Genomic DNA, 17,567 nt, shown 5'->3' on the forward strand with positions numbered 1-17,567 from the left:
GCTCACCCGCGAGTCACGCGTGTTCGTCGAGAAACGAGCGGAACGTCTCGTTGACCCGGTCTGCCTGCTCGATGAAGAACAGGTGCGACCCACCCGCGAACGTCTCGAGGCGGCTGTCCGGAAGCTTCTCGTGGAGTAACCGCCCGTTCTCGACGGGGACGACGCGGTCGTCGGTCCCGTGGAGCACGAGTGTCGGCACGCGAATGCGCCGGAGCCGCTCGCTGACGTCGAAGTCGGCCACTGCAACAGCCTGTGCCTCCCGAGCCGGATCGTCTGCGTCCTGCTCGAGTCGCCACTCGATGATCCGGTCCATCAGGTGCGGGTTCCGGTTCGTGAACCGCTCGGTGAACGCGGGTCGCATCCGGTGACGGAGCGTCTCGCGTTCGTTCGCCCCCGCTGGAACGTCGAAGATCTGTTCCTGGGTCTCGTCGGGGACCGGTACCGCGTCAGGGCCGCCGTGGTTCGTACAACACAGCGTCAGCGTCTTCGCTCGATCGTACTCGAGGGCGTACTGCTGGGCGATCATCCCGCCCATGCTCGCGCCCACGACGTGGGCGTCGAAGACGCCGGCGTCGGCGAGGATGGTCTCGAGGTCGGCGGCGAGCCCCTCGATCGAGTAGCCGGCGAGCGTGGCGAGGACGAGCCTGCGGAGCCGTCCGGGGAGTTTGCGGACGACGACGTTCAGGCCGTCGTCCGAGCGGCCAGTTCCCCGGTTGTCGGGTGCGACGACGTCGTACTCGTCGTCGACGGCCTCACGCTGCCAGCGCCACATCCAGCGCCCGTAGCCCAGCCCCTGGACGAAGACGACCGGGTCGCCGTCGGACTCGTCGCGCTCGTAGTAGATCGACACGCCGTCTCTGGTCGCCCGTGGCATATCTCGACTGACGTGTCGGGGGTTCTTGAAATCGCCCGTTGCGACGGGAACCGCTCGCGGCTGGCGGTCGTCGGCCGATCGATGTCCGCGTGGCTGTCGATCCCGTCTATTTTCCGGAGCGACCGACAATCATCGCGTTTAACCCGTCCGAGCGAAATCCTAGGATCGATGCAGCGACTGCACGCCCGATACCCGTTCCTCCAGGCTGCCCGCGAGTCGGTGGCGACGGAGGCGGTCGACCTCGCGACGGTCGTCGAGACCGACGACGCAGTCGTCGACCGCGCCCGCGAACGGGTTGTCGCCGCCGTCGAGGAGGGGGAGACGGGCGAACCGCGCCGGGACGTCCGCACCGAGTTACTCTCTTACCCCGTCGCGCGGGTCCTCGTCTCGCTCGTCGACCAGCCGGTCCTCGTCCGCAAGTACGCCCGTGCGGAGGCCGCGACGGCCTACGATCGGTTCACCGCCGATTTCGAGGACACGACCGAACTCAAGAGCGTCGAGAACACCGGCGTCGACCTCGAGACCCTGCTGGCCGAGTTCGACCTCGAGGGCGCGGTCTCCGAGACGGGCGAGGGCTACCGGATCGACGTCGGTGCGTACCTGCCGCTGGCGGCGGACCTGTGGGGCGACGAGTGGCGACTCGTCAACCGGGCACTGGCGGACGGCGAGGTGCCCGTCTCGGAGGCCGAACTGCTGACGCTCTGCCGGGAGGCCGTCCGCGAGCGCGTCGAAGAAGGGTTGCCGTTCGACGTTCCCGACGCGATCGCGAGCGCACTCGAGTCCGAGGCCGCTGCGGTCCGGGAGGTCCTCTCGGATCTCGACCTCACTCGCGAGATCGACACGGTCGTCCCCGAGTTGTTCCCACCCTGTATGAAGGCCCTGCTCGACGACATCCAGAAGGGCGAACATCTGCCCCACCACTCCCGATTCGCGATCACGTCGTTTCTCACGAGCATCGGAATGAGCACGGACGAGATCGTCGAACTCTACCGGGTCAACTCCTCCTTTGGCGAGGAAATGACCCGCTACCAGACCGACCACATAAGCGGGGAGACGTCGCCGACGGAGTACTCGCCGCCGTCGTGTGCGACGATGCAGTCCTACGGCGACTGCGTCAACAAGGACGATCTCTGTGAGCGGATCGCCCACCCGATGGCCTACTACGAGCGGCGCATCGACGACACCGACGACGACGACCTCGAGGACTGGCGCGAGGCGCGGGCCGACGGGGAAGCCGAGGCGGACTGATACTACTGACAGAGTCACACATCGATCGCACTCGAACGGCTATCGCCAGCGTCGACGGGCCGTGAGACGCGATCGAGCGGTCAGTGACTGTTGTCCGGCAGTATGCCTACAGGTCCAGTGTGTACACCACCTCCGTTCGTTCTTCGTCGCCGATCTCGACCGTTCCCTCGCCGCTCGCTTCGAACCCCAGTTCCTCGTAGAAGGCGCGGCCGCCGTCGTTCGACGCGAGGTCGATCGCTCGCATCCGCTCCATATTGAAGTCTTCCAGGTCCTCGCGCAGGCGCTCGTGGAGGGCGGTGCCGATCCCCGCTCGCTGGTTGTCGGGACGGACGTACATCCGCAAGACGTCGCCCTCGTCTCCCTGGACGACGCCGTGGGTGAAGCCGACGACCTCGTCGTCGCTCTCGGCGACGAGCACGGCAGTCCCGGGTTCCGAGAGGGCACGCTCGAGTTCGTCGTCGGCGTACCACTCGTCGACGGTCTCGTCGATCGTCTCCTCGTCGAGTTCGTCGTAAGTGTCGTGCCAGGCCTCGCGGGCGACCTCGCGGATCGCCTCGCGGTCGGCTGTGGTGGCCGGTCTGATCTCGATACTCATAGCGTGTGCTACGGGGCCGGTTGACAAAGTTATGGTACCGACTCGAGGGGGACGATTCGACCGTCACACCGCCGGCTGTCTGCCAGTTCCGGCGCCCACGACCGGGTGGGGGCACCGAGGCTGGGGGAACCGAGGTGGGGTCAGCCGTCGGTCACTCCCTGACTTCGAACCCGCGTTTGCGCAGCAGGTCCGGAACCCTGTCGCGGTGGTCGCCCTGGAGTTCGATCCGTCCCTCGTCGACCGTTCCGCCGGTCCCAATCGATGATTTCAGCTCCGAGGCGACCGACTCGATCTCGGCTTTCGGGAGGTCGAAGCCCTCGACTATCGTCACCGGCTTTCCGTACCGCCGCGTCTCCGTGCGGATCGACAGGATCTGTTCTGCGGTCTCGAGGTCGCCGTGACTGTCGAGTTCGTCGAGCAGGTCGTCGAGTGGGTCGTCGTTGGACACGTGCTAACAGAGGTGCTGCAAGAGCAAAGCCCTATCCAACCGTTGGTGGTTTGATAACATCTATCGGTTGTCGGTCTTTCGGGACGAGCGGCTCTGCTACAGCCGATCCTTGACGGTTCGAGCCGTCTTCTCCCCGACGCCCGCGACGCTCTGGAGGTCCTCGAGGCTCGCCTCGCGGACGTTCTCGACGCTGCCGAAGCGACCGAGCAGTCGCTTTCGCGTTTCGGGCCCGATCCCGGGCACGTCGTCTAAGACCGTCTTCACCTCGTCGCGGACCGTCTGGTGGTACTGGACCGCAAAGCGGTGGGCCTCGTCTCGAGCGCGTTGCAGGAGGTGCAGGTGCGGCGCGTCGCTCGGCCAGGCGTACTCGCGGTCGGGGGCGATCACGCGCTCTTCGGCCTTCGCGAGCGCGACGGCCGGGACGTCCCAGCCGACGTCCGCGAGGGCCTCCCGGGCCGCCTCGAGTTGCCCCTCGCCGCCGTCGATCAACAGCAGATCGGGGTCGGGTCGGTCGTCGCGGCCCTCGACGGCGCGGCGCGCGCGCCACTCGAGCAGGGCGCGCATGTTGTCGTAGTCGTCGTTCTGGTCGGTCAGTTTCTTCCGTCGGTAGTCGCCTTTCTCGGCGCTGCCGTCGACGAAGGCGACGTCGCTCCCGACCGCCGATTTCCCCTGGGCGTGGCTCACGTCGAAGCCCTCGATCCGCCGGACGGTTTCGAGTCCGAGGGCGTCAGCCAACATCCCACACTCGTCGCGACGACCGACGTTCCGCCGGGCGTTCTTCAGCGCGAGGTCGACGAGTTTCGCCTCCCGACCCGCACCGGGCACCCGGACGGCGACGCCTTCGGCCTCGAGCCAGGCCGCGAGCTCCTCGTCGTCGTGGCGTTCGGGAAGCAAGAGGGCGTCGGGGAGGTCGCGTTCGGCGTAGTACTGCACGACGAACGCCGCGAGCACCGCGGGGACACCCTCGTTCTCGCCGGCGGGCGCGCCGAGGCCGTGGCGGTCGCGTTCGACGAGTTTGCCGTCCTCGGCCCGCAGGCGGGCGACCGTCGCCTCGTCGCCTTCGATCGCCACACCGAGGACGTCGACGGTCCGTTCGTCGCTTCGCGACTGGACCGCCTCGCCGCCCTCACCGTGGAAGGCCTCGACAGCCTCGAGTCGATCCCGGCGGTTCGCGGCGCGTTCGAAGTTTCGATCCTGTGCTGCGGCCTCCATCTCCCGGCGCAGCGGGTCCGCGAGGATGCCCGTCTCACCCTCGAAGAACCGCCGGACGCTCTCGACGTCCTCGCGGTAGCTCTCGGGGTCGATCTCGCCGGTACAGGGCGCGGTACACAGCCCCATCTCGTAGTCGAGACACGGCCGATCGCGACCGGCGTACTTGTGGTCTGAACAGCCACGGACGCCGTAGATCTCACGGAGGGCTTTCACGATCGTCTCGACCCGTCCTTTGTTCGTGAACGGGCCGTAGACCGTCGCGGCCTCGCTCGCGGTTCCACCGCTCGTATTCGAGGCGCTCCGCGTCTCGCCGTCCGGATCGCGAGTAATCTCGATCCGCGGCGCGTCGTGGTCCGTGAGCTGGACCATCGGGTACGACTTGTCGTCTTTTAGCCGGACGTTGTACCGGGGCTGGTGGCGCTTTATCAGATTCGCCTCGAGCAACAGCGCCTGCGTCTCGGTGTCGGTGACGGCGATCTCGAGGTCGTCTGCGCGCTCGACCATCCGGCGAATGCGCGCGCTTCGCGGGTCGGCGTACGAGCGCACTCGCGAGCGGAGGTCGACCGCCTTGCCGACGTAGAGGGTCGTCCCTTCGGCTCGAAACTGGTAGACCCCCGGCTCTCGCGGCAGTCCGCCCGCGCGCTCGCGCACCGCGTCGGCGTTCATCGCCAGCCCATAGCCACCCGACGGATTTCAGCCTGACGTCGGCGGACCGTGCGTTGCTGCGTCGCCTACGGTCGGCCCAGGAGCCGCTCGCGAAGGCTCCGATCCGTCTCGCGCTCGGCGAGCAACACCGGGCAGTCGACCTCGTTGACGACGTCGAGGTGCAGCGACTCGGTCGCGAGTCGCGAGAGCAGCCCCCGCTCGGTCGCCCCGATCAGGATCATGCTGTGATCGGCCGCCTCGCGGGCGATCGCCCCCTCGACGTCGCCGGAGGTGTCGACCACGCGGTCGACGCCGTCGTCGAAGCCGTACTCGTCGGCCCAGTCGGCGAGGGCGACTTCGGCTTCCTCGCGCTCGTCGGGGTCGTCGACGACGTGCAAGAGCGTGATTTCGGCACCGACGCTCGAGCGCAGCGCCCGTCCGACCTCGGCGCTCAGCTCCGAGTGCCCGTCGCACGCGGTCGGCAGGAGGATCCGCGAGACGTCGAGTTCGCCGTCGTTGAGCACGAGGAAGTCGGATGGAAGGTGGCGGGCCAGGTCGCTCAACGAGCGGTCGGTTCGCCCGGCAGCCCACAGTCGGTCGTCGTCCCAGCTGAGCACCACGAGATCCGCGCGCTTGCGTTCGGCGACGTCGAAGATCTCCTCGAACGAGCGGTGAGAGACAACGGTCGAGGTCTCACACTCGACGCCGTGTGCGTTCGCCATCTCGCGGGCTGTCTCGAGCAGTTCGTCGGACTCGGCGACGATCTGCGTGCTCTGACCGACGCCGTACCCACGAGACATCCGGTCTGGCACCTGGACGATGTGGACGACGTGGACGACGGCGTCGTCTCTCCCCGTCGCGAGCGTGCAGGCGAGGTCGACCAGGTGCGATTCGGTTCGCGGATTCGCGATCGGGACCAGAATGCGATACTGCTCGCCGTCAGTTGCGGGCATCTCGGCGGTATCGATCAACGGCACGTAGGACCGGCCAACCAGCCCGCCGAACAGCCACTCGCGGATCGAGAGCTGTCGCTCCGTCCCCCCGAACCGGGCGGACTCGAGTCGACGTTCCGTGGTCTGAAAGTAGTTGACGACCGTCAGGAGCAAGACGCCGCCGATGGTGTTCCCGAGTAACACTGGCAGGACAAAGCCCGTCAGTCCGGTGACAAACGAGAAGTCGGTCTGGAAGACGAGGTACAGCATCTCCGAGAAAGAGACGACGACGTGGAACAGCCCCCCAAGCGGGATCGCGAGGAAAGCGAGGTAGACGACCACGAGCCGCGAGATGGTGTCTCGAGCGGCGTAATCGACCCAGACCACGCTCGCGACGATCAGGCCGGCGAACGCGGCCTTGAAAAACAGCGTCCAGCCGTCCGTCGCGACCCCCTTCTCGGCGACCTCGATCGCGACCGCCGCTGCGTCCGGGGAGAACACGCCGCCCCACGCGAGGGCGGCCGCTCCGGCGGCACCACCGACGAAGTTTCCGGCCAGCACGACCGTCCAGTTGCGAAGCAACGCCGGAATACTGGCCAGTCGCTCCAGGGTGAGCGCGACGGGTGGGAGCGTATTTTCCGTGTACAGCTGGTAGCCACCGATGATGATGTAGATGAACCCGAGCGGATACAGCAGGGCGCTCAACACCGGGTCACCGTTCGTCGACGCCTCCATCGAGACGTACAGCAAGACCGTGATCGTGATCGCGAAGCCGGCCGCGAGGCCGCTGAAGAACAGTTCGCGACTCCCCGAGGTGATCTCCTCGTCGGCGGCCGCCACGATCCGCTGGAACACCTCGTCGGACGAGAAGCGGTCGCGGACGACCGCGCCGACTGCCGGCGCACCGCTTCTCGACCGTTCGACCGCTTCGCGTACCGTCTCCTCCGGATCTTGCCGGTCAGAGTCGTCCATCGTCGCCGCTAGTCTCTAGGATGACTAATCGTTTGGCATCTCGTCGTCACGTCGGTCGTACGGGGAGTCGGCCGCCTGCTCGAGGCGACGGCAGTTCCGAAAGACCGGACGATGTCGACGACGTGACGGTCAGCGCTGGACGACTCAGCAAGCTTCATAACGGTCACGACGTATCACAATTTATGCGCGACAGTTTTGACGTGGTCATCGCTGGTGCCGGCCCCGCCGGCGCACAGTGTGCACGCGATCTTGCTGCGAGGGGCTACGACGTCGCCGTCCTAGAGACAGAGCCGGAAGACGAGTTCCCACGTCAGAGCAACAAGTCGACTGCCGGGACGTTCCCATCGATGATGGCTGCCTTCGGGATTCCGGACGACGTCGTGATGAACTTCACCGACAGCGTCGTGATCGAATCTCCCAACGAGTACTTCGTCCAGGAGCAGGCCGGTGCCGTCCTCGAGTTCGCCGACTTCAAGAACTTCCTGGTCGAGGAGGGCCGGAAACACGGTGCCGAGTACCGGTTCGATGCCCGCGTCTCGAGTCCCGTGATGGAAGGCGGCGATCTCGTCGGAGTGCAGTACGACGGGTCCGAAGAGGTCTACGCCGACGTCGTCATCGACGCGACCGGTCCGGCCGCCCCGCTCGCGAAAGCCCTCGGCGTGAGTGACCTGACACGCGAGAAACAGGCGATCGGTCTCGAGTACGAACTCGAGGGGGTGACGGTCGACCAGCAGGGGTATGCGGACCTGACGGACGCGATGATGCTTCGACTGGACCACGACCTCGCGCCCGGCGGCTACTCCTGGATCTTCCACACTGGCGACGACACGGCGAAAGTCGGCGTCTGCTACATCCAGAACGAGAGTTACCAGCGACACGTCGAGGCGAACCGCACTATCGACGGCTACCTCCAGTACTGGATCGACACCGACCCACGATTCGAGAACGCGACACGACTCGAGGGCAAACAGCACCGTGGCTCCGCACACATCCAGCGTCCCGGAAGCCTGAGTACAGACAACTTCATGGCGATCGGCGATACGGTCCCGACGATCGATCCCCTCTGGGGCGAGGGGATTCACAAGGGTATGCGCTCTGCGCGTGCCGCCGCGGTCACCGTCGACCACTGTCTCACTCCCGACGAACCGGATACGTCTGCCGAGAACATCTCCCTGTATGACGACCTCTGGCACAGAGACGTTGCCCCGCTTATGGATGCCCGGCTGTCGATGACCCAACTGCTGTATCTCGCCCCCAACGACCGGTACGACACCCTGCTTCGGGATCTGAACCGACTCGACCGGGAGACGCTGAGCAAGGCAAACAGCGGCAACAAACTCGCGATCTCGAAGCTACTGCACCTCGAGGACCTCCCGTTGCTCGCGGAGTTCGCCAAACACCGATTCTCATAAGCCGTCGCTCATTCGCCGGCGTCGACGTACAGATAGACGGCACAGACGGCGAGTACGGCCTCGGCGACTTTCGTCACGACCGCGAACGGGTTGAGGTTACCCTCCATGTAGAACGCCTCGACGCCCCAGCCCTGCACCGGGAAGAGCGCGAGGATGGTGACGATCGCGTACAGCGCCGCGACGAGAAACAGTGGTCGCCGCCAGTACCGGGTCAGGTACAGGATCGCCCCGCCGATGAATCCGAGACCGTTGAGGATAAAGAGGATCCCCAGCATCTGGCTGAACTGGATGGCGTTCATCGACGCCACCAGGTGCACGACGCCGGTCACGATCGCCATGAGAACGGCGACGTAGCCGATCGGGTTCGATGGGCGATCGAACAACTGTTCTGTGCCAGTCGCGTGTTCTGTGCTCATACTCGAGACGTGTATCAGTGACAACAAAAACCGTCTGGTACGCCCCTCGAAAGTACCGGAGAGAGCCGCGTTCGAGTCACTTCTCGTGGCTGGCTTCGCCCCCGTTTGGCTCCCCGGTACGATTGCGATTCGACGCGTGGCGTCGACGTTCGACGCGGTAGATACTCCTCGGTCGATCCACAACGTCTCGCCATGAGCGACTCGACCGTACAGTGTTGGCTCGTCGAACGGACGTTCGACGACCGGAACCTCGTGACGATCGTCTACGCGACGCCGGACGGACGCCGGTACCAGCAGCGAGAGCGGTCGGCGACGGCGCTGCGAACCGGTTCGCCGGTCACCGCCGCCGCCGAGATCCCGGCGGACGAACTCGAGGCGGTCCCCGACGAGGAGACCCGCGAGCGCTACGCGACCGAGGCCGAACGGGTCGCAGCGCAGTACGATCCCGACGATCGTATTTAAACCCAGGCCGATCTTCGACGACCAGTGACAAACCTTATCGGTTGACACGGAGTCCACACACCTATGTCGGCGATAACGGTCGACGGGTTGACCAAGGTCTACGGATCGACGGTCGCACTCGACGACCTCTCCTTCGACGTCCGCGAGGGCGAAGTGTTCGGCTTTCTCGGGCCGAACGGCGCGGGGAAGTCGACCACGATCAACGTCTTGCTCGACTTCGTCCGCCCGACCGCTGGCGAGGCGCGCGTCCTCGGACTCGACGCACACCGCTCGAGTCGCGAGATCCGCCAGCGGACCGGCGTCCTCCCCGAGGGATTCCAGACGTACGGCCGACTGACCGGCCGCCAGCACCTCGAGTTCGCCATCGAGTCGAAAGGCGTCGACGACGACCCCGACGACCTGCTCGAGCGAGTCGGCATCCTCGACGCCGCCGACCGCAAGGCGGGTGGCTACTCGAAAGGGATGGCCCAGCGGCTCATGCTCGCGATGGCGCTGGTCGGCGAGCCCGACCTGCTCATCCTGGACGAGCCCTCGACCGGCCTCGACCCGAACGGCGCACGCGAGATGCGCGAGATCGTCCGCGAGGAGAACGCCCGAGGCGCGACGGTCTTCTTCTCGAGTCACATCCTGGGGCAGGTCGAGGCCGTCTGTGACCGGGTCGGCATCCTCCGGGAGGGGGAGATGGTCGCCGTCGACACCGTCACCGGGCTACGCGAGTCCGTCGGCGGCGGGACGACCCTGCGCGTGACCGTCGACCGGATCGACGACGGTGCTGTCGCGGCCGTGCGCTCGCTGCCCGACGTCGGTGCCGTCTCCGTCGAAGACGACGAGGAGCCGACGATCGTCGTCACCTGCGACGGCTCGAAGACCGCCGTCCTCGAGGCACTCGAGAGCAACGGCCTCGACGTACGCGACTTCTCGACCGAGGAGGCCTCGCTCGACGAGGTGTTTCACTCGTACACGAAAGAGGAGGTGTCGGTATGAGTTCGCTCTCGCTCGACAGCGTCCGTGCAATCGCCAAGAAGGACTTCCAGGACGCCGCCCGCTCGAAGGTGCTGTGGCTGTTGACGCTCCTGTTCGTCGCCTTCCTCGGCGGTATGGCGTTCCTGTTCGTCTGGCTCGACGACCTGTTCGCCCGGCAACCCGCCGCCCAGCAGGGAGCCGAGATCGCCGCGATCGATTTGATCTTCTTCCTCCAGACGCCCGTCGCGCTGTTGATCCCGCTGATCGGACTGCTCGTCGGCTACAAGGCGCTGGCCGGCGAGGTCGACTCCGGAAGCGCGAAGATCCTCTTCTCGCTGCCTCACTCGAGGCTCGACGCTATCGTCGGAAAATTCATCGGGCGGACGCTCGTGCTGTGGACGTCGTTTTTCGCCGGCCTCCTCGTCGCGGTGGTCGTCGTCGTCGCCCTCTACGACGAGTTCAATATCGGACACATCCTCGTGTTCACCCTCCTCTCGTTGCTGTTCGGTGCCGTCTACGTCGGCCTTGGCGTCGCGATCTCTGCACTGACGAAGTCCACAACCAAGGCCGCCGCTGCCGTCGTCGGCGTCTTCTTTTTCTTCTCGTTCGTCTTCGACCGGTTCAGGGACGTGGTGTACTATCTGCTCGAGGGGCAGGTCATCCCCGCCTTCGGCACCCGGCCACCCAACTGGTATCTCTTCTATCCGCGACTCAGTCCCGGCGGTTCCTACGGTGCCGCGCTCGCCGGATTGCTCCCCGAGGTCAACCCGCTCCAGAATCTCTTCCCGCAGGGAGAGATCCCGTTTTACTTCTCGAAGTGGGTCGCGGTCGTGATCCTGATCCTGTGGATCGTCGTCCCGCTGGGCCTCAGTTACCTGCGGTTCGAACAGCTCGACCTCTAGTCCGGGCAACTCGCGGCCGTGTTCCGGGGATCGCTTTAGAGCCCTCGTCCCGTATCTCCGCTCGTGACCCGGTGTATCTTCTACGGCGGCAAGGGTGGCGTCGGCAAGACGACCTGCGCGGCGGCCACCGGACTTGGACTCGCCGACGAGGGCCACGAGACGCTCGTCGTCTCGACCGACCCGGCACACTCGCTCGCCGACGCGTTCGAGACCGATCTCGGCCCGGACCCGATCGAACTCCGGTCTGGACTCTCGGCCATCGAGATCGACCCCGAGGCGCGTGCCGACCGCTACGAGCGGATCGCGCGGGCGCTGGCCGCCGACCTTCGCTCGGCGGGGATTCGCCTCGAGGACGCGGACGTCGAACGACTCTTCGCCTCGGGGGCCCCGGCGGGGAGCGACGAACTGGCCGCGCTCGATCTGCTCGTCGAGTACGTCGACGCCGACCGCTGGGACGTCGTCGTCTTCGACACGGCACCGACGGGACACACCCTGCGGCTGTTCGACCTCCCCGAGGTGATGGGACTTGCCCTCGAGACGACCCGCTCGCTGCGCGGCCAGGTTCGCCGGATCGGCAACTCGGCGCGACAGATGATGTTCGGACCGCTCGCCTACGCCGGCGGTCGCGACGACGAGGAGGGACTCGAGAACCTCCAGGCGCGGATGAAGCGTGCCCACGACATCCTGACCGATCCCGAGCGGACGGAGTTTCGGGTCGTTCTGATCCCCGAGACGATGGCCATCGCCGAGTCCGAACGCCTCGTCGAGCGCCTGCGCGAGGCCGGCGTCCCCGTCCGGACGCTCGTCGTCAACCGCGTCCTCGAGGACGCCGCGGAGTGCTGTTCGCGCTGTCAGTCGCGCCAGCGTCGCCACGAGCGACGCCTCGCGGAGATCCGCGAGACGTTTCCCGACCTCGAGGTCGTCACCGTCCCCGAGACCGAAGACGAGGTCCACGGGCTCGAGACGCTGTCGCCGATCGCTGACCGCCTGTCCGGCTGACCGGCCGCTCTCGACGCGTTCGATCCCTTCCGGGCCGTCAGTCGACGTCGATCCCGCGCTCTGCGAGCAACGAGCGGAACTCGTCTTCGTCCACCACCGGCACGTCGTGCTCGTCGGCGTCCTCGCGCTTTCGCGTGCCGGGATTCTCCCCGACGACGAGGTAGTCCGTGTTCCCCGAGACGCTGCTCGTGGCGTCGCCGCCGTGGGTTTCCACGAGTTCCTGGGCCTCCTCGCGGGTCATCGTCGACAGCGATCCGGTGAAGACGAACGTCAGCTCCTCGAGTTCCTCCCTGCCTTTCGTCTCCGTCTGCTGGGGCGAGACGTGCTCGAGCAAGTCGTCGACGACCGCGGCGTTCCCTTCACTCTCGAAGAAGTCGTGGATCGCCCGGGCGACCGTCTCGCCGACGTCGTCGACGCGCTCGAGTCGTTCGGGTTCGCGTTCGGCCGCCTCGCGAACCGCCTCGAAGCTGCCGAACTCGCGGGCGAGTTCCCGGGCTGTCGTCGGCCCGACGTGGGGGATTCCGAGCGCCGAGAGGAAGTCGGCGAGGGGCGGCTCGCGGCCGTCCTCGAGTTCGGAAAGCAGGTTCTCGGCGCTCGTCTCGCCCCATCCCTCGAGGGCGACGAGGTCCTCGCGCTCGAGGTCGTAGAGGTCCGAGACGTGCTCGACGAGTCCGGCGTCGACGAGCTGGCGGACGCTCTTCTCGCCGAGGCCCTCGAGGTCGAGGCCGTCGTCGCTCGCGTAGTACTCGATCGAGCGCCGTCGCTGGGCGTCGCACGTGAGGCCGCCGGTGCAGTAGGCGATCGGCCCCTCGCGTTCGATCGGACTGTCGCAGACGGGGCAGGCGTCGGGCAGTTCGTAGTGGCTGTCGCTTCCCTTCTCGACGACCTCCTCGACGTAGGGGATCACGTCGCCTGCCCGCTGGACGCGAACGGTGTCGCCGACGTCGACGTTCTTCTCGGCGATCTCCTCGGGGTTGTGCAGGCTCGCCCGCGAGACGGTGACGCCGCCGACGTCGACCGGCTCGAGTAAGGCGACCGGCGTCACCCTGCCCGTACGGCCGACCTGGAGTGCCACGTCGGCGATCGTCGTCACCTCGCTGCGGGCGGGGAACTTGTAGGCGTACGCCCAGCGGTCGTGTCGCGCCGTGCACCCGAGCTCCTCGCGAGCCTCGCGGTCGTCGACTTTGATCACGACACCGTCGATCTCGTAGGGCAGGTCGTCGCGAGCCTCGAGCATGCGATCACGGTAGTCGATCGCCGCCTCGACGTCGTCGACTCGTTCGACCCGATCGTTCGTCCGCAGGCCGTACGTCGGCAAGGTTTCGAGTTCCGCCCAGTGGGTGTCCTCGAGGTCGCTCGCGTCGAGCACGTCGAAGAAGAAGACCTCGAGCGGTCGTTCGGCGACGACCGAGGGATCGAGCTGGCGGATCGTCCCCGCGGTCGCGTTCCGGGGGTTTGCGAAGGGCTCCTCGCCGCGTTCGACCCGCTCGCGGTTGTACGCCTGGAAGGCGTCTTTGGGCATGTAGACCTCGCCGCGGACGGCGAAGAACTCCGGCGGGTCGTCGTGCAGTTTCCCCGGAACGGAACCGATCGTGCGCGCGTTCTGCGTCACGTCGTCGCCCTCCCGGCCGTCGCCGCGGGTCACGGCACGCTCGAGGCTGCCGTCCTCGTAGACGAACTCCATCGAGACGCCGTCGAACTTTGGCTCGCAGACGTACCGGACGTCGCCGATCTCCTCGCGCACACGACGGTCGAACTCCCGGACGTCCGCGGCCTCGCCGCTCGCGTCGATCGAGAGCATCGGTGCGACGTGTTCGGCCGTCTCGAACTCCTCGATCGGCTCGCCGCCGACCCGCCGGGTGGGGCTGTCGGGGTGGGCGAGGTCGAACGCCTCCTCGAGGTCCTGCAGGCGGAAGAAGAGGGCGTCGTAGGTTCGATCGGCGATGACCGGATCGTTCTCGACGTAGTAGCGGCGGTCGTGTTCGCGGATCGCTTCGCGAAGCAGGTCGACCTGGTCGCGGGCTTTCTCCTCGGTGAGTTCGTCGACCGGCTCGAAGTCGGTCGGCGGATCCCGGAGGTACGGATTCTCTTCGTCGGCGACTGACATCGTTGTTGCTCGAGTGTACCGTCTCGCGGGTCGTAAAGACCGGTCTTTCGACGGAGCCGAACGAGACCCAGCACTTTACCCGTCTGGCTCCCTACTGTCCCGTAGATGGCAGACGAGTTCGGGCTGGTAGACCTCGAGCAAGCCGACACCCCCGGCGACGAGTGGGAAGAGATCGACGTCTCCGATACGGAGGCGGATCGCATCGCCCGCAAGCGCGACCGGGAGTTCGAACAGTTCGAAGAGCGGATCAAGGACGCAGACCAGTTCAAGGTCGAACAGTCGGTGTTCGACGACGCGACGTTCGCGGCGCTGTACAAGCTCGTCCAGGACGGCCACGTCGAGGCCTTCGGCGGGCCGATCTCCACGGGCAAGGAGGCCAACGTCTACCACGCGCTCGGCGACGACCGCGAGGTCGCCGTCAAGATCTACCGGATCAACGCCTCGAACTTCCGGCAGATGCGCGACTACCTCGAGGGCGACCCCCGCTTCGAGGGGCTCGGCGGAAAGAAAAAAGACGTCGTCCTCGCGTGGGTCAAGAAGGAACTCGCGAACCTGGAACGAGCCCAGCGTGCGGGCGTTCGCGTCCCGGAACCGATCGCTGCAGAGCGTAACGTCCTCGTGATGGAGTACATCGGCAACGAGGAGGGGCGGGCGAAGCGGCTGGGCGAGGTCCACGTCGAGAACCCCCAGACCGCCTACGAGGTGCTCCGGGAGTACATGCGCCGGCTCTACTCGGCCGGGCTGATCCACGGCGACCTGAGCGAGTACAACGTCGTCTTCCACGAGGGCCAACTCGTCGTGATCGACCTCGGGCAGGCGGTGACGGTCCACCACCCCAACAGTCGCGACTTCCTGGAGCGGGACTGCCGGAACGTGGCGAACTTCTTCTCGAGGCAGGGACTGGACGTAAGCGGCGAGGAGTTACTCGAGTTCGTCACGAGCCCCGACCCCGATCCCTCTCGCGACTGACTGCTCTCGCGACGGCGATCGAGAGTTCTCGAGTCCTCGCGTCGGAGTTGCGTCGCGATCGGTCGACTAGACGCCCCAGGAGATGTGATCCCAGGCGCGCTCGTAGACGTAGTAGGTCCCCGTCTTCAGGAGGTTCGTCGCGAGGCCGATGCTCACGGCGTCGCCCGTACTTCCCGTCACCAGCCACGCGACGGCGACGGTGATCACCACCATGAACGCCCGGTACAGCACTGTCTTGACGAGTGCCCGGGTCCGCTCCTGGTGGGGGGAGCGCGTGAGGAGCCGTGTAACGACCATGGTATCGATACAACGCCGATCAAATAATTAATAATGGTTTATTGTACGGCTCAGTAAACCGATACTGGTTACGACTTGCATGATCGGCGGGCGTCGCCCTCGGTTGCCGAAACGTTCTTTGGATCGGCACGCCGACGTCAACTCGATGACGTCCGCTCTCCGGTGGCGCTGGCACGCCGTCTCGAGAGCGGACAGTGTCGTCGCCGCGCACGACGCGGCCTAACCCGGCGGGCGCGACGGCGATGCTCCCTCGTTCTCGCGTGAATCGCCTTCCAGCCACTGCTTCGAGACGCTTCCCCAGTATGACTGACACCGAATCCACGACCGAATCGCACGCGACCGACGCCGACTTCACCGTCACGCCCTACGCCGTTGCCGGCGAGGTCGACTACGAGAAACTGCTCGAGCGCTTCGGTGCCGACCCGCTGACCGACGAGCAGGTCGCTCGCTTCCCCGATCACCCGCTGGTCCGCCGTCGGACCTTCTACGCCGGCCGGGACGTCGACCGGTACCTCGAGGCGGCCGAGTCCGGCGACCCCCACGCGGTCGTCACCGGGCGCGGCCCCTCGGGCCCGATGCACCTCGGGCACGTCCTCCCGCTGTATCTCGCGAGACGACTCCAGCGGGAGACGGGGGCGACGGTCTACGTCCCGCTCTCGGACGACGAGAAGTTCCTCGCGAAAGACCAGTCGTTCGAGGCGATCGGCGAGCACGCACGCGAGAACCTCCGTGACGTCCTCGCGGTGGGCTTCGACCCCGAACGGACCCGGATCGTCGTCGACACGGCCGACGCGGACGTCGTCTACCCGATCGCCGTTCGGCTCGCGAACCACCTCACGCCGGCGACCGTCGAGGCGGTCTACGGCGAGACGGACACCGTCGGTCTGCAGTTCTACCCGGCCGTACAGGCGACCCACCTCCTGCTCCCCCAGCTCGTGGCGGGCCGTCAGCCCACCCTCGTCCCCATCGCAGTCGACCAGGATCCCCACGTCCGGGTCTGTCGCGACGTCGCGGCGAAGGAGGCGCTGCCGGTCGAGAAACCGGGTGCGCTACTCGGACGCTTCCTCCCGAGCCTCGAGGGTCCGGGCAAGATGAGTTCGTCCGGCGACGCCCCGTCGATCGAACTCACCGACGACCCCGAGACCGTCGCCGAGACGATCCGCCGTCACGCCTACACCGGCGGCCGGGCCAGCCTCGAGGAACACCGCGAACGCGGCGGTGATCCGACCGTCGACGTCCCGTTCCAGTACCTGCGATTCTTCTTCGAACCCGACGACGACGACCTCGAGCGCATCGCCGCCGACTACCGCGAAGGCGACCTCCTCAGCGGCGAACTGAAGGAACTCGCCATCGAGCGGATCACCGACTTCCTGGCCGACCACCAGCGCCGCCGGGCCGACCTCGGCGACCTCGCTGTCGAACTCGAACCCTACCGGCTCACCGACGACGAACGGCGGCGGGCACTCGAGACGGCGGGAGTTCCTCGAGTCCCCTGACCCCGTCCGAACCCGCGATCGCCAGAACGCTCTTGTGTCTCGCCGACGCGCGAGGAACCATGCACGTCGGAATCGTCGCGGACACTCACGACAACGTCGAGGCGGCCAGAGCGGCGACGGACGTCTTCGAGGAGGAAGGCGTCGAGGTGATCGTCCACTGTGGCGACTTCGTCGCCCCGCCGGTGATCGACGCCTTCGAGGGCTTCGAACTCCACGGCGTCCTCGGCAACAACGACGGCGAGATCGCGGGTCTCGAGGCCGCGTTCGACGCACTCGGGACCGGAAGCGAACTCCACGGCCGGTTCGCCGACCTCGAGTTCGACGGCCTCTCGATGGCGGTCCTCCACGGGGAATCGCTCGCGGAAGTGCGCGCGCTCGCCGACGGAGAAACGTACGACTACGTCTGTTACGGGCACCACCACGAGCGCGAACACGAGACCGACGGACGGACGACGGTCGTCAACCCCGGTGCACACTTCCCGACCGTTCCGGCCGACCACCGGACCGTCGCGATTCTCGATACGCTGTCGGAGTCGGTCCGGTTCCGGTCTGTCCTCGAGGAGTAGCGGGGGTGGACTCTTCTCGGCGCGTTCCGACGGCACGCGATCCGGGTGACGG

The 17,567-nt window shown here is 66.6% G+C and carries 17 protein-coding genes; 9 read left to right on the plus strand and 8 right to left on the minus strand.

Features of this window, described 5'->3' with window-relative positions:
* Positions 1–13: 13 nt before the first annotated feature.
* Positions 14–874, minus strand: coding sequence for an alpha/beta fold hydrolase (locus tag MU558_RS08615; protein WP_246974318.1), 861 nt, complete (start codon positions 872–874; stop codon positions 14–16).
* Positions 875–1,042: 168 nt separating this feature from the next.
* Between MU558_RS08615 and priL the strand changes: the two genes are divergently transcribed.
* Positions 1,043–2,122: a DNA primase regulatory subunit PriL gene (priL, locus tag MU558_RS08620; RefSeq protein WP_246974320.1), complete on the plus strand. Its 1,080-nt coding sequence runs from the start codon at positions 1,043–1,045 to the stop codon at positions 2,120–2,122.
* Between the two features lie 106 nt (positions 2,123–2,228).
* Here the strand turns inward: priL and MU558_RS08625 are convergent, their stop codons facing one another.
* From MU558_RS08625 to MU558_RS08640, 4 genes are all read right to left on the minus strand, one after another.
* Positions 2,229–2,711 carry a GNAT family N-acetyltransferase gene (locus tag MU558_RS08625; RefSeq protein ID WP_246974902.1) on the minus strand — a complete coding sequence of 161 codons (483 nt, stop codon included), beginning with the start codon at positions 2,709–2,711 and terminating at the stop codon, positions 2,229–2,231.
* Positions 2,712–2,868: 157 nt separating this feature from the next.
* Positions 2,869–3,165 carry an SUI1 family translation initiation factor gene (locus MU558_RS08630; RefSeq protein WP_246974325.1) on the minus strand — a complete coding sequence of 99 codons (297 nt, stop codon included), beginning with the start codon at positions 3,163–3,165 and terminating at the stop codon, positions 2,869–2,871.
* 96 nt (positions 3,166–3,261) lie between these two features.
* Positions 3,262–5,043, minus strand: coding sequence for an excinuclease ABC subunit C (locus MU558_RS08635; RefSeq protein ID WP_246974328.1), 1,782 nt, complete (start codon positions 5,041–5,043; stop codon positions 3,262–3,264).
* Between the two features lie 65 nt (positions 5,044–5,108).
* A complete protein-coding gene (locus MU558_RS08640) occupies positions 5,109–6,926 on the minus strand; it encodes a formate/nitrite transporter family protein (RefSeq protein WP_246974331.1) in 1,818 nt (605 codons plus the stop codon).
* Between the two features lie 182 nt (positions 6,927–7,108).
* Between MU558_RS08640 and MU558_RS08645 the strand changes: the two genes are divergently transcribed.
* Entirely contained in the window at positions 7,109–8,338 is a 1,230-nt protein-coding gene (locus MU558_RS08645; RefSeq protein ID WP_246974334.1) for a digeranylgeranylglycerophospholipid reductase, read from the plus strand.
* An 8-nt stretch (positions 8,339–8,346) separates the two neighbouring features.
* On the opposite strand, the gene MU558_RS08650 is transcribed toward MU558_RS08645, so the two are convergent.
* Positions 8,347–8,754 carry a DUF7475 family protein gene (locus tag MU558_RS08650; RefSeq protein ID WP_246974338.1) on the minus strand — a complete coding sequence of 136 codons (408 nt, stop codon included), beginning with the start codon at positions 8,752–8,754 and terminating at the stop codon, positions 8,347–8,349.
* A 192-nt stretch (positions 8,755–8,946) separates the two neighbouring features.
* Between MU558_RS08650 and MU558_RS08655 the strand changes: the two genes are divergently transcribed.
* The 4 genes from MU558_RS08655 to MU558_RS08670 all read left to right on the plus strand — a co-directional run bounded on the left by MU558_RS08655 (position 8,947) and on the right by MU558_RS08670 (position 12,080).
* Positions 8,947–9,216, plus strand: coding sequence for a DUF7967 family protein (locus MU558_RS08655; protein ID WP_246974340.1), 270 nt, complete (start codon positions 8,947–8,949; stop codon positions 9,214–9,216).
* 63 nt (positions 9,217–9,279) lie between these two features.
* Complete coding sequence (locus tag MU558_RS08660) at positions 9,280–10,200, plus strand: ABC transporter ATP-binding protein (protein ID WP_246974343.1); 921 nt, start codon at positions 9,280–9,282, stop codon at positions 10,198–10,200.
* A complete protein-coding gene (locus MU558_RS08665; RefSeq protein ID WP_246974345.1) occupies positions 10,197–11,081 on the plus strand; it encodes an ABC transporter permease subunit in 885 nt (294 codons plus the stop codon). Before MU558_RS08660 ends, MU558_RS08665 begins: the two co-directional genes overlap by 4 nt.
* Before the next feature lie 63 nt (positions 11,082–11,144).
* Entirely contained in the window at positions 11,145–12,080 is a 936-nt protein-coding gene (locus MU558_RS08670) for an ArsA family ATPase (RefSeq protein WP_246974347.1), read from the plus strand.
* A gap of 37 nt (positions 12,081–12,117) precedes the next feature.
* On the opposite strand, the gene ligA is transcribed toward MU558_RS08670, so the two are convergent.
* Positions 12,118–14,187: an NAD-dependent DNA ligase LigA gene (gene ligA, locus MU558_RS08675; RefSeq protein ID WP_246974349.1), complete on the minus strand. Its 2,070-nt coding sequence runs from the start codon at positions 14,185–14,187 to the stop codon at positions 12,118–12,120.
* A gap of 105 nt (positions 14,188–14,292) precedes the next feature.
* Between ligA and rio1 the strand changes: the two genes are divergently transcribed.
* On the plus strand, positions 14,293–15,156 hold the full coding sequence (gene rio1 / locus MU558_RS08680; protein ID WP_246974351.1) for a serine/threonine-protein kinase Rio1: 864 nt from the start codon (positions 14,293–14,295) through the stop codon (positions 15,154–15,156).
* 66 nt (positions 15,157–15,222) lie between these two features.
* Here the strand turns inward: rio1 and MU558_RS08685 are convergent, their stop codons facing one another.
* The gene (locus MU558_RS08685; protein WP_246974354.1) at positions 15,223–15,453 is read right to left on the minus strand and encodes a DUF2061 domain-containing protein; all 231 of its coding nucleotides are present in this window, start codon (positions 15,451–15,453) and stop codon (positions 15,223–15,225) included.
* Positions 15,454–15,755: 302 nt separating this feature from the next.
* Between MU558_RS08685 and MU558_RS08690 the strand changes: the two genes are divergently transcribed.
* Positions 15,756–16,949: a tryptophan--tRNA ligase gene (locus MU558_RS08690; RefSeq protein WP_246974356.1), complete on the plus strand. Its 1,194-nt coding sequence runs from the start codon at positions 15,756–15,758 to the stop codon at positions 16,947–16,949.
* A 59-nt stretch (positions 16,950–17,008) separates the two neighbouring features.
* On the plus strand, positions 17,009–17,515 hold the full coding sequence (locus MU558_RS08695) for a metallophosphoesterase family protein (protein WP_246974359.1): 507 nt from the start codon (positions 17,009–17,011) through the stop codon (positions 17,513–17,515).
* The last annotated feature ends 52 nt before the right edge of the window (positions 17,516–17,567 follow it).

Origin of the sequence: Natribaculum luteum, assembly GCF_023008545.1 — an archaeon.
GTDB lineage: Archaea > Halobacteriota > Halobacteria > Halobacteriales > Natrialbaceae > Natribaculum > Natribaculum luteum.